Annotated in this window: 15 protein-coding genes and 1 tRNA gene; 3 read left to right on the top strand and 13 right to left on the bottom strand. The window is 24.4% G+C overall.

Annotated elements, in window-relative coordinates; translation table 11 throughout:
• Positions 1–110: 110 nt before the first annotated feature.
• Positions 111–1,163: a 3-deoxy-7-phosphoheptulonate synthase gene (locus BUCISPPA3004_RS00425; protein WP_154048786.1), complete on the bottom strand. Its 1,053-nt coding sequence runs from the start codon at positions 1,161–1,163 to the stop codon at positions 111–113.
• Positions 1,164–1,809: 646 nt separating this feature from the next.
• Here BUCISPPA3004_RS00425 and BUCISPPA3004_RS00420 point away from each other — a divergent pair.
• Positions 1,810–2,169: a HesB/IscA family protein gene (locus BUCISPPA3004_RS00420; protein ID WP_154048785.1), complete on the top strand. Its 360-nt coding sequence runs from the start codon at positions 1,810–1,812 to the stop codon at positions 2,167–2,169.
• 45 nt (positions 2,170–2,214) lie between these two features.
• Here the strand turns inward: BUCISPPA3004_RS00420 and tyrS are convergent, their stop codons facing one another.
• Both tyrS and BUCISPPA3004_RS00410 read right to left on the bottom strand, forming a co-directional pair.
• The gene (tyrS, locus tag BUCISPPA3004_RS00415) at positions 2,215–3,501 is read right to left on the bottom strand and encodes a tyrosine--tRNA ligase (protein ID WP_154048784.1); all 1,287 of its coding nucleotides are present in this window, start codon (positions 3,499–3,501) and stop codon (positions 2,215–2,217) included.
• Positions 3,502–3,679: 178 nt separating this feature from the next.
• Positions 3,680–4,315: an endonuclease III domain-containing protein gene (locus BUCISPPA3004_RS00410; RefSeq protein WP_154048783.1), complete on the bottom strand. Its 636-nt coding sequence runs from the start codon at positions 4,313–4,315 to the stop codon at positions 3,680–3,682.
• Between the two features lie 195 nt (positions 4,316–4,510).
• Between BUCISPPA3004_RS00410 and BUCISPPA3004_RS00405 the strand changes: the two genes are divergently transcribed.
• Positions 4,511–4,583, top strand: a tRNA-Val gene (locus BUCISPPA3004_RS00405).
• Positions 4,584–4,603: 20 nt separating this feature from the next.
• Complete coding sequence (gene tilS / locus BUCISPPA3004_RS00400; RefSeq protein ID WP_154048782.1) at positions 4,604–5,935, top strand: tRNA lysidine(34) synthetase TilS; 1,332 nt, start codon at positions 4,604–4,606, stop codon at positions 5,933–5,935.
• Between the two features lie 7 nt (positions 5,936–5,942).
• Here tilS and metG read toward each other — a convergent pair whose 3' ends face one another.
• The 10 genes from metG to hisG form a co-directional block, all read right to left on the bottom strand.
• A complete protein-coding gene (gene metG, locus BUCISPPA3004_RS00395; RefSeq protein ID WP_154048781.1) occupies positions 5,943–7,583 on the bottom strand; it encodes a methionine--tRNA ligase in 1,641 nt (546 codons plus the stop codon).
• Between the two features lie 280 nt (positions 7,584–7,863).
• The gene (gene gndA / locus BUCISPPA3004_RS00390; RefSeq protein WP_154048780.1) at positions 7,864–9,270 is read right to left on the bottom strand and encodes an NADP-dependent phosphogluconate dehydrogenase; all 1,407 of its coding nucleotides are present in this window, start codon (positions 9,268–9,270) and stop codon (positions 7,864–7,866) included.
• A gap of 82 nt (positions 9,271–9,352) precedes the next feature.
• Complete coding sequence (hisIE, locus tag BUCISPPA3004_RS00385; RefSeq protein WP_154048779.1) at positions 9,353–9,967, bottom strand: bifunctional phosphoribosyl-AMP cyclohydrolase/phosphoribosyl-ATP diphosphatase HisIE; 615 nt, start codon at positions 9,965–9,967, stop codon at positions 9,353–9,355.
• Positions 9,961–10,737 (bottom strand): imidazole glycerol phosphate synthase subunit HisF, encoded by a 777-nt coding sequence (gene hisF, locus BUCISPPA3004_RS00380; RefSeq protein ID WP_154048778.1) that lies wholly within the window; start codon positions 10,735–10,737, stop codon positions 9,961–9,963. Before hisF ends, hisIE begins: the two co-directional genes overlap by 7 nt.
• Entirely contained in the window at positions 10,719–11,459 is a 741-nt protein-coding gene (locus tag BUCISPPA3004_RS00375) for a 1-(5-phosphoribosyl)-5-[(5-phosphoribosylamino)methylideneamino] imidazole-4-carboxamide isomerase (protein ID WP_154048777.1), read from the bottom strand. Before BUCISPPA3004_RS00375 ends, hisF begins: the two co-directional genes overlap by 19 nt.
• Before the next feature lie 5 nt (positions 11,460–11,464).
• Positions 11,465–12,055, bottom strand: a complete 591-nt coding sequence (hisH, locus tag BUCISPPA3004_RS00370; RefSeq protein WP_154048776.1) for an imidazole glycerol phosphate synthase subunit HisH — start codon at positions 12,053–12,055, stop codon at positions 11,465–11,467.
• Entirely contained in the window at positions 12,055–13,122 is a 1,068-nt protein-coding gene (hisB, locus tag BUCISPPA3004_RS00365) for a bifunctional histidinol-phosphatase/imidazoleglycerol-phosphate dehydratase HisB (protein ID WP_154048775.1), read from the bottom strand. The genes hisH and hisB overlap by 1 nt, the downstream gene beginning before the upstream one ends.
• Position 13,123: 1 nt before the next feature.
• A complete protein-coding gene (gene hisC / locus BUCISPPA3004_RS00360; RefSeq protein ID WP_154048774.1) occupies positions 13,124–14,188 on the bottom strand; it encodes a histidinol-phosphate transaminase in 1,065 nt (354 codons plus the stop codon).
• A 1-nt stretch (position 14,189) separates the two neighbouring features.
• Positions 14,190–15,521, bottom strand: coding sequence for a histidinol dehydrogenase (gene hisD, locus BUCISPPA3004_RS00355; RefSeq protein WP_154048773.1), 1,332 nt, complete (start codon positions 15,519–15,521; stop codon positions 14,190–14,192).
• Between the two features lie 7 nt (positions 15,522–15,528).
• Positions 15,529–16,428 (bottom strand): ATP phosphoribosyltransferase, encoded by a 900-nt coding sequence (gene hisG, locus BUCISPPA3004_RS00350; protein WP_154048772.1) that lies wholly within the window; start codon positions 16,426–16,428, stop codon positions 15,529–15,531.
• Positions 16,429–16,662 lie beyond the last annotated feature (234 nt).

Raw genomic sequence — 16,662 nt, 5'->3', positions numbered from 1 at the left:
ATAAATATTGTGTAAATCTACAATATTCTAAATAATATCTATATTTTGTGTGAATTAAAAAAAACAATCAGAAAAATATCTATAATATACTATATCATATACATGGAAAATTATTTAAAACGAATTGCAACAGATTTAAATAATTGTTGTACTAATAACACACTATCATCCCAGCCTAAACAAGAATCTGTTATGGATTGACCAAATTTTAAATTTTTTATATCACTCAAATTTTGAGAACCTTCTTCTAAAAAACTTTCAATCATAACACCTGATATAGCAGTAGATCCATTATAAATTTGGCGTGAAACAGAATCTGAAACTACTAATTGTTGTTGATGTTTTTTCAGAGAATTAGCATGGCTAAAATCTATTATTAAATGTTCCGGAAGATTAAACATTTTTAATTTTTTAATAGCATGTTCAATATCTACTTTATGATAGTTAGGTACTCTTCCTCCACGCATAATAATGTGAGCACAAGAATTTCCAGTAGTATGATAAATTACAGTTTTTCCTTGTTGATTCGGAGATAAAAATAAGTGACTAGCAGTAGCCGAACGAATTGCATCTACTGCAATTAAAATATTTCCATCTGTTCCATTTTTAAAACCTATAGGGCATGGTAAATAAGAAGCTAATTCTCTATGAACTTGACTTTCTGTAGTACGAGCTCCAATAGCACCCCAACTAATTAAATCGAAAATAAACTGACTAACGGTAGAATCTAAAAATTCTGTAGCAGTTGGTACACCTAATTTATTAATTTCTAATAATAATTTCCTAGCTATGGCTAAACCTTCATTTACATTTAAACTACCATCTAAATTAGGATCAGAAATTAAACCAGTCCAACCTAATACAGTTCGTGGTTTTTCAAAATATGTTCTCATTACTATTTCTAAAAATTTAGAATATTTTTTACGTAATATTTGTATTTTTTTTGCATATTCAATAGCAGAAACAGGATCGTGAATAGAACACGGGCCTATAATTACCAATAAGCGTTTATCATTACCTAATAGAATATTTTTTATATTATTACGTGTAGATCGAATTAAATCATGTACATCTGGTGTGATAGAATAACGATCAAACAAAACTAATGGAGTAATTAGAAATCCATTACTTTTTGCATTAACTAATTCATTTTTTTTTTTCATCTTATTCTCGATATAATTTAACAAAAATTCAGATTTATATTAATAAATAATTCATTGTAATATTTATAAAATATATTTAATAAATTTAATATATTTAAAAATAAAATATTATAAATAACATATATTAATAAGAGTTACCATATATATAAAAATTATTGATAAGAATATTGTATTTCAAATAGCTATATAATACCATATTCAAATCGTGTAATAAAAAATTAATAAAACTAAATAGTCTTAAATTATAAATTTTTAATATTACTAGTATGTATATATCATAAAAAAACAAATAATTATTTCACTATAAAATAGTGGTATGTAATTAAATAAATATTATTATCTTTTAAATAAAGATTTATTATAAAATATAATTAGCTATTTACCAAATAAATAAAAAAATTCAAAAAAATTTTTAAAACATATGCACTATTTATTTAAAAATAAATAATTATTTAACTATATATTTAAAAAAATAATTATTGTATCAAAAATAATTTAACACACTTTTTATTTAATATTTATAAATGCATAATTTAAATTACTATTTACATATTTACACAAAAATAATATAATCATAATTTATTTTAAAAAAAAATAAAAATTATATTAATTTTTAAAATAAATTCTTTCAGGAAAAAACATAATAATGAACATCACAATACGAAAAAATACAAAAACAATTGTACCGATTCAGTTAACTAAACGAGCAAAAAAACAAATATTATTTTTATTAAAAAAAAGTAAAAATAGTTACGGTATTAAAATAGAATTAAAAAAATCAGGATGCGCTGGATTTAAATATATCTTAAAATTAGAAAAAAAAATAAATAATTCAGATTATATTTATATAATAAAATCCATTAAGTTTTTTATTCCTAAAAAAATAATATCACAGTTATATACTACTGTAATAGATTTTTCTAAAACAGAATTAAATTCTTCTTTTACCTTTAAAAATAGCAAGCACACTACTATATGTGGTTGTGGAGAAAGTTTTAATATCTAAAATATTGAAACTTAAATTTTATAAAGATTTTTATAATATATAAAATCATATTTCCCAAAAAATCAAAACATAATTTTTTTTTCCTCTACATAAAAATGTATATTTATCAAATAAAAAATCTAATTTAACAAAAAAATAATCTTTTTTATTTTGTACTTTTCCATTTATACGAATGGCACCTGAAAGTATCATATTACGAGCTTGATTTAAAGAAGTAGATAAATTTGCTTTAACTAAAGCATGTGGTAAATCTAAATAATTATTACAAATAATAGACGGAATACCATCTTGAATAAGTTGTTCACAATCATTTTCTGTAATATCCTGTTTAGACCCTTGACCAAACAAAAAATATGTAATACGTTGAACAGATTTTAAAGCGTTTTTTCCATGCACAAATTTAGTTAGAAATTCTGCCAAAAAAATTTTTTTATTTCTTAAATTATTAATATCATTAGTATTACTAAACATTATATTTAATTTTTTAAAATTAATAGAAGTAAATAGATTAATAAAATTATTTATATCATTATCTGAAACATTAATCCAAAATTGATAGAACTTATATGGACTAGTTTTTCTAGAATCTAACCAAATAGTATGATTACCTGTTTTTCCAATTTTTTCCCCATTAAATGTAGTTAACAATGGGTTAGTTATACCAAATACTTCTTTTTGATATAACTTTTTAACCAATCTTATACCAGATAAAATGTTTCCCCATTGATCTGATCCGCCGATTTGCACAGTAACACCATATTTTTTGTACAAAAAAGAAAAATCATATGCCTGCAATAAACTATATGAAAATTCTGTAAAAGACATACCAATTTTTTCTTTTATTAACCTTTTCTTTACTGATTCTTTATGAATCATATTATTAACAGAAAAATGTATACCAATTTTTCTCAAAAAAAACAATACCGAAATATCCTTAAACCAAGAATAATTATTTAATATAATAACTTTATTATTAATACAATTATTGTTATTAAAAAAAAACAACAACTGTTTTTCTAAACACATCTGATTAAATTGTAAAAAATCTCGAGAATATTTTGGTCGTTTACTTGTCCTAAAACTTGGGTCCCCTACTACACCTGTAGCACCTCCAATTAAAATAACAGGGGTATGACCAAATTCTTGAAAATATTTTAAACATAAAATTGGTAATAAATGACCTATATGTAGGCTACTGGCAGTAGGATCAAATCCACAATATAAACGAATATTTTTTTGTTGTATATGCTTATATAAATTTTCTTTACTAAAAATTTGAGAAAAAAAACCTTTTTCATTTAAAAAATCTAAAATATTACTTTTTTTTATCATCCTAATAACCTGTAAAATATTGAATATTAATAATAAATATCATTTATATACAAAATATAAAAAATAAAAATCAAGCCATAATAATAATAATCATATATCGTATTACAATCATACTCATAAATTATTATATAAAAGCATATAATAGTATGTAATACTATACATTTTCTATAATATTTAATTATTTGATAATTTTATAAGGATATTCACACCATATCTTAATAATACATATTGAACATTTTGGAGATAAGGATCGACAAAAATATCGTCCATGTGATCCAAACCAACTATGAAGACGAGATTGAAATTTAATAGGAACACACTGATACAATTTATTTTCTACATGATAAGACGATATACCATTCACAAAATTAGTACGATTAGATACTCTAAAAACATGTGTATCTACAGCAATAAAATTTTTTTTTAAAACAATATTTAAAAATAAATTTGCAGTTTTTCTCCCTACTCCAGGTAGTAGCAATAATTTGTCTTTATTCATAGGTATATCTTCATTATATATATTCTTTAAAATTCGACAAGTTTTAATAATTGCTAAAGCTTTTTTATTAAATAATCCCACTGATTGAATAATTACTTTTAACTGATCATAACCTAAATCTAGAATATCTGATGGTTTATGCACATACAAAAATAATTTTTTAGTAACTTTATTAACTTGTGCATCAGATGATTTAGCAGATAAAATAATAGAAATTAATAATTCAAAATATGTTTTGTACTTCAATTTAATTGTTGGGTTTAAATAATATTGTTCAAACTTTTTTAAAATAATTAAACGTTTATTTTTATTCATATTCTAAAAAATATTTTAAATATTTTCACCTAAATTATTTATGAAATGTTTCAAAATTATAAAATCAATGTAATTATATATATTTTATATATATATTATTGTATCAATTTATGATATCATTATTATATTTAATTATTATATAATTTAGTATATTTTTTTACACATTTATTTGATGTACTATAATATGTATTATATACGTTCGTAACTCAATGGTTAGAGTGCTACTATGACATAGTAGAAGTTAGTGGTTCAAATCCACTCGAACGTAAAATAACGTTGATATTAAATATGTTTATAAAAAAATTATTCTTAAAATATCCCCAACAAAAACATTTTTTGTTAGCTTTGAGTGGAGGAGTTGATTCTATCGTATTATTACATCAACTATTAAAATATAAAAAACACTTTAAATACATAAAAATCCGCGCTATACATATAAATCATAATTTATACTCACACTCTTTATACTCACAAAAACATTGCGAAAATATTTGCAAAAAAAAAAAAATACACATAATTATAGATAACATCCATATACCAAAACATAACAAGTATGGAATTGAGGGTTATTCAAGAATAAAAAGACTTGAAATTTTCAAAAAACATATATTATTAAAAGAAATTTTATTAATAGCACATAATCTCAATGATCAATGTGAGAATCTTTTTTTATCTTTTAAAAGAAAAAGCAGTATAAATGGTTTATCAGGAATGAAATACAGTTCTGTGTATAATGGAATAAAAATAGTAAGACCTTTAATTTTTACACCAAAAAAAAAAATTATATCTTGGGCAAAAAAAAAAAATCTACTATGGATAGAAGATCAATCTAATAAACTTATACAATACGATAGAAATTTTTTAAGAAAAAAAATTCTATCAAAAATATATAAAAAATGGCCAAGTTTTCTAAAAAATTGTACTACAAGTATGCAAATACTTACCAAAGATCAAAAATCTTTAAATTTTTTTATTTTATATTTTTTAAAAAAAAACATTTTTTCTGATGGATCATTATCATTATTAAATTTTAAAAATCTTACAAAAGAAGCTCAATATTCTATTTTAAAACAGTGGTTTAATCAAAATAGTACTAACCAATCTACATATCATGTATTACATAGAATATATAAAGAAATTATTCATAATAAAAACTATTACAATAAAAAAATAATTTTTTATAATTCTGAAATAAGACGATTCAAAAATACAATTTATTACATTTATCCTGATAAAAATATTAAAAATAAAATACTTTATTGGAAAAAAATAAATAAAATTTTAAAATTACCACAAAATTTAGGAATCTTAATACCTTTTAAGAAAAAAAAACAAAAACACAAACAAGATATTTATAAAATTCCTTATCCTCCAAAAAATGTATTAGTTAGTATTCGTTTCCATGTCAAAAAAAACTACATAAGTGATAAAAAAAACAAAAAAATCAGCATAAAAAAAATCTGGCAAAAATATAAAATACCTCCTTGGTTAAGAAATACAATACCTTTATTGTTTTATAATGATGAATTAATTGCTGCTATTGGAGTATTTACAATTCAACATGTGTCTATTAACTCTTTAAAATATATAAAAATTATATGGATTAATCATATTTTTTAAATTTTAACTATATTTGTGACAAAAAATTATCAATACTACTCATTTTAATACGTTTATATAAACAAGAAAATTTATTAATTTCATGGTTCATAAGAGGTTTGCGGATGTTTTTCCACATCAATGATGTATTTAAAAAATATTCTACATTATCAGCTAAAATAGGCATAATAGGTTTTAAAAAAATAATCAATATTCTAAATAAATTAATCCCTAAAGAACAAATTTTATGAACTTTCTGTTTATTAAGTATGTTTTTTATTAATATCCATGGTTTTTTATCAGTAATATATTTATTGGCTAAATCAGATAAATATCTAATCTTTTGTACTACTAAAGAAAATTTTCTATGTTCAAATAATTTCTCAATATCTAATGAAGAATTAATAAATTTTTTATATACTGCTGATGTAATTATATCGTTAGATAAAATGTTATAAAAATATTTTTCTAAAAAAGAAGCGTTACGCGAAGCTAAATTAATTATACTATTTACAATATCAGAGTTGATTTTACGTGCATAATCATATAAATTCATTTCTATATCTTGAATCGTATCAGATAATTTTGAGGAAAAATAATATCGCAAAGAATCAGAATCAAAATAGGATAACCACTTACTGGCAGTTATCATTGATCCTTTTGACTTAGATAATTTTAATCCTTTAAATGTCAAATAACCATGTGCAAATATTTTTGTAGGTTTTCTATAACCACATCCCTCCAATATGGCCGGCCAAAACAAAGCATGAAAATAAATAATGTCTTTACCAATAAAATGGTACAGTTCATGTTTAGAATTTATTGACCAATAATCATAAAAGTTTATATCTTGATTCATATCACATAATTCTTTAAAACAACTAATATATCCAATAGGAGCATCCATCCATACATAAAAAAACTTATCAGTATGGTTAGGAATTGAAAAACCAAAATATGGTTTATCTCTAGATATATTCCAAGAATTTAAATTACCAGACAACCATTCATTAATTTTGTTATAAACAGATACTTGCAAAACATCAGAATTAATCCATTTTTTTAAAAAACTTGAAAAAGAGGATAATTTAAAAAATAAATGATTAGAAGATTTTTTTTTCAAAGGTGAATGCGATAACTCGGAAGTAGCATTTAATAATTCAGTTGCATCATAAATAGACCCACAAACATCACAATTATCACCATATTGATTTTTAGATTTACATTGTGGACATGTACCTTTAATGAATCGATCCGATAAAAACATCTGAAAATGTGTATCATATAATTGAATAATTTTCTTTTCTTTAATAAAATTTTTTTTTAATAAATGATTATATATTTTTATACAAAAATTTTTATTAGTTCTACTATGGGTAGATGAATAATTATCATGAACTATAGAAAACTGCAAAAAATCTTTTTTATGTTTTTTTTGTACATCATTAATTAATTGATCAGGACTAATCTGCAATTTTTTTGCTTGTAACATAATTGCTGTACCATGTGTATCATCTGAACAAATAAAAATGACTGAACGATTTTTCATACGAAAATATCGAACCCAAATGTCTGCTTGAATTTGTTCTAATAAATGTCCTAAATGTATATCTCCATTAGCATATGGAAAAGCACATGTTACTAACATTTTATTAATAGAAGATTTCATAAATAACCATAATGATAAAATAAGATAAATCAATATCATATAAAAACTATAGAATAATGAAGAACCCTGTAATTTCTAAAAAAATTTATGCCTATAACTATAGACATAAACATATAATTGTATACATACTGTATATCATATTCATTCTAAAACTAAATAACTATAAACTTTCTTTACAAAAAATCTAATTTTATACTGATATACAATAAAAAATATAAAAATTAATATTTATATTTCTAAAATATAGCATGATAAATTATATAATAATTAGACTAACAATCTAAGACCAATTAGTGTGAAATGTGCCAGATTGATCAATTCTTTGGTATGTATGAGATCCAAAATAATCTCTCTGTGCCTGTATTAAATTAGCAGAAGAATTTACAGTACGATATCCATCGTAATATGATAACGCACTGGAAAAAACTGGTATAGATATTCCATTCTGTACTGCTACAGAAATGATATTGCGCAAAGATACATGATAAGCATTGCTAATCTCCTGAAAGATAGGGGAAAATAATAAATCAATTAAATCATTATTTTCATTATATGATGTTACAATATTATTCAATAAATCTGCTCTAATAATACATCCAGCACGAAAAATTTTAGCAATATTATAAAATTGTAAATTCCAATGATGATGCTGAGAAGCTATCTTCATTAAAAAGAAACCTTGTGCATATGAAATAATTTTTCCTAAATACAAAGCTTTTCCAAGATCACTAATAAATGCTTCTGTGTTAAAAGATCTATCTAAAGATATTTTAGGTCCAAACAAAATTGTCGATGCAATCATCCTGTTAACTTTCATAATAGATAAATATCTAGAAAAAACAGATTCTGCAATTACAGAACAAGGAGCATATAATTCTAAAGCACTTTTAGCTGTCCATGTTCCTGTACCTTTACTGGAAGCAGAATCTAAAATAGAATCTAAAATAAAATTTCCATCTATATCTTTTTTACACAAAATTTTTTCTGTAATTTCTATCAAATAACTACATAATTCTCCCTTATTCCATTTCTTAAATATATTAGATATATCAACATTATTCATACCAATTAAATTTTTTAGCAAAGAATATGTTTCTGCAATTAATTGCATGTCACTATACTCAATACCATTATGAACCATTTTTACGTAATGTCCAGATCCATCTGGACCAATATACTGTACACATGCTTCTTTTTTATATTTAGCAGAAATATTTTCAAAAATTGGAGCTACCAAATCATATGCTTCTCTACTTCCTCCAGGCATAATCGAAGGACCATACAGAGCTCCTTCTTCACCACCTGATATTCCAACACCTAAAAATTGAATAGATTTTTGTTTTAAAAAATTAAATCTTCTGATAGTGTCAACATAAAATGAATTTCCACCATCAATAATTATATCATCAGATTGTATATAAGATAATAAAATTTTTATTATTTCGTCTACAGGAGGTCCGGATTGAATCATTAGCAAGATGCATCGGGGTTTACGAACAGAATTTACAAATTCTTTTATAGACAAATACGGAAACACTTTTTTAATAGGTTTTTCTAATAAAGATTTCATAATAATGTTATTAGATCGATTAAATACCGACACTGTATATCCAGTACTAGCAATATTATACGCTAAATTTTTTCCCATAACCCCCATTCCAATAACACCAATATCATGATTAGACATATATATCCTCAAAAGTAAATTTATAAAAAATTTTATTCATAATTTTTTATAAATAGTTAATATTGCTTAAAAATATTAAATATTATTTGTTAGACCTACACTTTAAATTTTTGATAATTAATTGAAAATCTATATCTAGATATTGTAACAAAATTAATAAATGAAACAATAAATCAGATGATTCATTAACAACATCAACAGAATTTTTTTCTAAAAAAGCTATAATTACTTCAATTGATTCTTCACCAACTTTCTGGGCAATTCTATGTTTACCAGAAGAAAATAAATTATTCACATAAGATTTATAAGTAATATTTTTTTTTCTTAATTTAATAATATTTTCTAATTTTAAAAGAAAAGAATATATTGGTTGTGAAGATTTAAAGCAACTGAATCTATTTAAATGACAAGTATTTCCTGCTGGTTTAACCTGTACTAAAATAACATCACGATCACAATCGGTTATTAATTTTTTTACATACAAAAAATTTTTAGAAGTTTCTCCCTTAACCCATAAACGTTTTTTTTTTCGAGAATACAAAGTAAATAACTTATTTTTAAAAGTATGCATACACGCAGATTGATTCATGTACCCAAACATTAATATTTCTCCTGAAATATAATGTTGAGCAATTGCAGGTATCATATTTTTAGACTTCTTCCAATTTAAGTTTTTTATATCATCATAGGTTAACATTTTCTGATTATCACTCCTTTATCAGATAGAAAATTTTTTAAATCTATAATGGAAACTGTTTTATCGTGAAATATAGAAGCAGCTAAAGCTCCATCAACATGTGCATAATTAAATACATTTAAAAAGTCATACATATTACCAGCTCCACCAGACGCTATTAGCGGTATTGAGCAAATATCTCGAATTCCCTGTAACTGTACAATATCATATCCATTTTTCATACCATCTGTATTCATGGTGTTCAAAACAATCTCACCTGCACCTAATTGTTGTACTTTCTGAACCCAATCAACAGTCTGCCACAATGTAGAACAAGATTTACTTTGTTGACCGGTGTATTGAAAAACATGATATTTTTTACTATTTTTATCGTACCACGAATCAATTCCAACCACAATACACTGTACCCCGAAACAATCTGCTAACCGGCTAATTAATGAAGGATTATGTAAAGCTGGAGAATTAATAGATATTTTGTCTGCTCCTAAAGATAAAATCAATCTCGCATCCTCTACAGAAGAAATTCCACCTGCTACTGAAAAAGGAATATTAATAACATCTGCAATACGAGCAATCCACTGAATGTCTAGCAATTTTTTCCTGGGAGAAGCTGATATATCGTAAAAAACTAATTCATCGATTCCTTCTTGTGAATAATATTTTGCTAGTTCAAGTATATTACCAATAATTACATGATTATTAAATTTAATACCCTTTACTACCAGTCCATTATTAACATCCAAACATGCTATTATTCTTTTTGCCAGCATTGTTGAGCCTCCGAAAAAGTAAAATTTTTCTCTAATAAAGCTCGTCCAACAATAACATGATCTACATTACATTTTTTTAAAAGACATACATCTGAAAGAGAATTAATTCCTCCTGAAGCTTGTAACATTATATTTGGAAATTGTTTTTTTAAATTTTTATATAAAACTACATTAGGACCTAAAAACGTTCCATCTCTTGATATATCTGTACATAAAATATTCTTTAATCCATAAGGAATAAACTTATCAAGTATACTTTCTAAGTTAATATCAGTAATAGTTTTCCAGCCATGAATAGCAAGTTTACTGTCATTATTATCGGTGATATATACATCTGTAGCTAATATAAATTTATCACTACCATATTTACATAGCCATTTTTTAAATTGATCAGGTTTATCAATAGCAATAGTGCCTATTACGATTTTTGAAACTCCCATGTTTAATAAATCTTCTACATCACGTATAAAACGAATTCCTCCACCTACCTGAAAAGTAATTTTATTACGATAATAAGAAATAATTTTTAAAATATGTTTCTGACGATTTTTGGGATTATTACATCCATCTAAATCTACTAAATGTATATGTGTTAAACCTTCATTAATACATTGGTCTATATATTTGAAAATATCAATATCATATAACGTTTTATTACTATAGTTACCTTGATATAGTCGTACAATTCTACCATTAATAAAATCTAAGGATGGAATAATCATATGTATTATATCTCTAAAAAATTTTTAATTAACTGTTCTCCAGCACATCCTGATTTTTCTGGATGAAATTGTACTCCAAAAAAATTTTGTACTGCAACTGAAGAACAAAACTGAAGACCGTGTATTGATGTAGAAATAGTATATGGATTAATATCCATATAATAACTGTGTAAAAAATAAAATCGAGTATTATTATCTATATTTTTAAACAAAATATGAGAATTTGTATAATGTACAGTATTCCAACCAATATGTGGAACAGAATAGTGTTTATTCGGTAGTTTTTTTATTGAACTAGATATTTTATTTAATAAAATACATTTTTTTCCTTCATAACTATATTTTCCTAACAACTGCATACCTAAACAAATCCCTAAAATTGGTTGATTTGTCTTTTTTATAAATGATAATAAATGATTTTGTGTTAGCATTTTTATTGCAGAAGAAGCAGTACCTATACCTGGCAAAAATATTTTATCAGCTACTTTAATATCATGAATTGAATTAGTAATACTTGATGTATATCCTACCCTGCGTATGGCACTCCTAATAGAGTATAAATTAGAAAAACCGGTATTAATAATTACAATTGACATTATAAAACACCTTTTGAAGTAGGTAAACTAAAACCATCCAAACAAATAGCTTGTTTCAAAGTTCTACCAAACGCTTTAAATAAACTTTCAGCGCAATGATGATCATTTTTACCGCAAGCATGCAAATGAATAGTAATTTTCATAGATTGACTAATTGAATAAAAAAAATGTTCTATCATACAAGCATTTAAATCGCCAATATATTTATTATTAAAAACAGCATAAAATTCTAAAAAAGAACGACCAGATACATCGATAGCACATGAACAAATACTTTCGTCCATTGGTAATGTAAATCCATACCTAGAAATCCCAACTTTATTTCCCAAAGCATGTCTTAAAGCAGATCCTAGTGTAATTCCAATGTCTTCAATTGTATGGTGATCATCAATCCATAAATCTCCCACAACATCAATGTACATGTAAATACCGCTATGAATTCTAAATTGATCTAACATATGATTTAAAAAGTGAATACCAGTATTTATATAGTTGTCAATAGGAATATCCAGGCTAATTTTTATAAATATTTTTGTTTCAAAAGTATTTCGTGACATTTCTGAAAACCGATTAGGACGTTGTAAACAATCAACTATATTCTTCCATGAAAAAAGACTAGAATTATACAAAAAACTCTTTATACCCATATTATTAGCTAATTGAATATCTGTATCCCTATCTCCAATAACATAACTATTTTTTTTATCAAACTTATTATCACTAATCCAGTGTTTTAATAAAGTAGTATTTGGTTTACGACAATTACATTTATCTCGAAAAAAATGCGGACAAATCAAAACACTGTCAAAAAAAATTTTTTGTGAAGAAAAAATACTTAACATTAAATTATGTATTTTACTAAATTTATTTAAAGGAAAAGAAGCACTACCTAAACCATCTTGGTTAGTAATTAAAACTAATTTATAATCAAGTTTTATTAATTGTAATAAAGAAACAATCACATCTTTTTCTAAAAAAAATTTACTAAAACTATCAATTTGTAGTGTTTTTTTAGGTTCATGAATTAATGTACCATCACGATCAATAAATAAAAATTTTTTTTTCATCTTATAGTTTTTTTCCTTCCAACATACATAAAGCTTGAATTATGTCTTGACATTCCTTCATAGTTCCGATAGATATTCTTAAACAATTATTTAAACCTGTTTTATATGATTGATCACGAACTACAATTCCATGTAACAACAAATGTTGAAAAATAATATCAGACTTAAAAAATCTAACAAGAACAAAATTAGTTTTACTAGGAAATACATAATCTACACATGAAAAAGACTGTAATTTTTTAACTAAAAAATCTTTATTAAATACAACTTGCAAAATGTTTTCTTGAACATATTTAATATTCTCTAATTGTAGAGATTGTATAGCAAGATCTGAAACAGGAGTGGCAATGGGATAAGGAGCTGATACTTTTTTAAGAACATTAATAATATTAGAATTAGACAAAACAAAACCACATCTTAAGGCAGATAAACCAAAAGCTTTGGATAAAGTCCTTAAAATAACTAAATTAGCATACTTATGTATTTTTGAAACAAAACTATTTTTAACAGAAAAATCAATATACGCTTCATCAATTATTAATAAAGTTTTTAATGGAATAATATCAAGAATACTAATAATATCACTTTTTAAAAAAAAATTTCCAGTAGGATTATTTGGATTACAAATATAAATTAATTTAACATCATTAATATGCTTTTTTATATTTATCAAGTCTAGTTGAAAACTAGATAGTATTGGAATTATTTTTTTTTTAATATTATACATATTCGCTATTACTGCATACATATCATATGTTGGTGGAAAAAACATAATTTTATCATTTTTTGGCATACAAAAAGCACGAACCAATAATTCTATTCCTTCATCTGCTCCTCTAGTAATCAATATATTATCAATAGATATATTAGAATACTGAGCATATTTATTTAATAAAACAGATGATTGAAATTCTGGATATCGGTTCAAATTAGTATGTTGATATTTAATAATATTATTCCAAGGAGATTCATTAGCATTTAAATAAACGCGACCAGTCAAACCAATTCGACGTGCAGATTGATACGGTTGTAAAGCATATATATGATGCGGAATTAGACGTTTCATACTATATTGACTCATTTTTTGTAATAATGGTGTCTAAATAATTAATTCTAGCACTTACTGATTTACCATGAGCATCCATACCTTCTGTTTCAGATAAAACCATAATACTTTCAGATAATTGTTGCAGAGATTTCCTTGTCATAGATTGAATTGTAATTATTTTTTTAAAATCAGAAACACATAAAGAAGAATATGTATTAGAACATCCATATGTAGGTAAAACATGATTGGCTCCAGTAATATAATCACCTGCAGCACCTGGTGTCCATGAACCTAAAAAAACTGATCCAGCATTCTTTATATGCGATAGAAAATTTCTAGAATTTTTAATATGTAATATTAAATGTTCAGGAGAATATAAGTTTGATATTTCAAAACACTTTAATATAGATGTAGTTACAATAATTTTACTATTTTTCCACGAATGTAAAATAATATTTTTTTTTATTAAAAACGGTATTTGTTTTTTAATTTCTGAAACTACATGGTTAGCTAAATTCTCACTAGTGCTAACTAGCATTACCTGAGAATTATTATCATGTTCTAATTGAGCCAATAAATCAGAAGCAATAAATTCAGGATTAGAATACTTATCAGCAATAATTAGCATTTCAGAAGGACCCGCTAACATATCAATCGAAACACAAGGATCTATTAATTGACTAACTTGTAATTTAGCTTCTGTTACAAAAATATTTCCCGGTCCAAAAATTTTATCAACTTTTTGTATACTTTTAGTCCCAAAAGCTAGGGCTGCAATTGCATGCGCTCCACCTAATTGAATTACTCGTTTAATTCCACATATCTTTGCAATATATAATATTTCATTACTAACAGGAGGAGGAGAACACAAAACTATATTTGGACATCCTGCTAACTTAGCAGGTATTGATAACATTAAAACAGTAGAAACTAATGGATACAGACCTTTCGGAACATACAAACCTACTGAATTTATTGGTCTACTAATATGTTGACATCGAACTCCTGGATACGTACATACATCTAAATCAGCAAAAATTTGTTTAGAATGAAACTTTCTAATATTTTTTTCTGCTATTAATACAGCTTCCTTAAATGATTTAGAAACCAAAGAAGAAGCAGTATTTATTTGTTTTTTCTTAACATAAAAAAAATCTAATTTAATTTTATCAAACTGTAGATTATAAGTATGTAAAGCAGTATCACCATTTTTTTTTACATTTTCAAGAATCTCTGAAACAGAGGATTTTAAACTATTGTTAACTTGCAATTTAGGTCTTAATAGCAAAGAACTTTTCTCTTTTTCAGATAAATTATCCCAATAAAAAATATTTTTACTTATATTTAACATAATTATTTCATTCCATCATTTTTTCTATAGGAAGAACTAGGATAGAACTCGCTCCTAATAACTTCAATTGTTCCATAGTTTCCCAAAAAATATTTTCACTACTTACCATATGCAAAGCTACTTTATTTTTGTTCCCAAACAATTCTAAAATAGTAGGGCGTTCTGCTCCCCGTAATAAATTTGTAACTGCATTTAATTTATTTTTTTCAATATGTAACATAATATATTTAGATTCTCGTGCTTTAATTACCCCTTTAATGCGATTTAAAAGCTTTTTAATAAATATTTTTTTTTCCGGAACTAAAGATTTTATTTTTTGAGAAATTAAACAAGCGCAAGAATGATAAACGGTTTCTACTTCTCTTAATCCATTTGCATCTAAAGTAGCTCCAGTAGATACTAAATCACATATTACATCTGCTAATCCCGAATTATATGCTACTTCTACCGAACCATTTAAAATAAACGGCTTAAAAGAAACATTTTGTTTATCAAAATACCTTTTTAATAAATTGGGATATGATGTGGCAATACGAAGATTCTGTAAACAAGATATTCCTGAATATTTCATGTCTAATGGAACTGATACAGAAAGACGACAAACACCAAAATCTAACTTATGTAATATAGTATATGGAACAGATTCTTTAACTAGTAATCTAGTTAAAGATTGTTCTTCTAAAACATTAGAACCAATAATACCTAATTCTACTACTCCATCCATAATTAAACCTGGAATATCATCATCTCGTACCAGAAGAATATCAATTGGCATATTTTCAGCAAAAGCAAGTAAGCTAGATTTTTGTAAATTAATTTTTATACCGCAACTTTTTAGCAATTTATGCGAATCATAACTTAATCTACCAGATTTTTGTATAGCTAAACGTACACGATTTTTATTCAATTTTATTACCTTATTTGTTATTAATATTATTTATAATAAAAAGAAAAATCTATTTATATAAAAAATATTTATTAATTTTGGTATAATATAATTAACATCCAAAATATGTACTTGTACTTACAAGTTAATTTTTTGTATAAAAATCAAATCTTAACAAATTTATAAAATCCACTACATTTATTTATAAAAGTATTTTATCATATAAAAAATAATTGTTTTAATGTCTATGCAAAA

The sequence above is a fragment of the Buchnera aphidicola (Cinara splendens) genome (assembly GCF_900698975.1).
Classification (GTDB): domain Bacteria; phylum Pseudomonadota; class Gammaproteobacteria; order Enterobacterales; family Enterobacteriaceae; genus Buchnera_F; species Buchnera_F aphidicola_AI.
The sequence above is the reverse complement of the archived record's forward strand: the minus strand, read 5'-3'. Positions and strand labels throughout refer to the sequence as shown.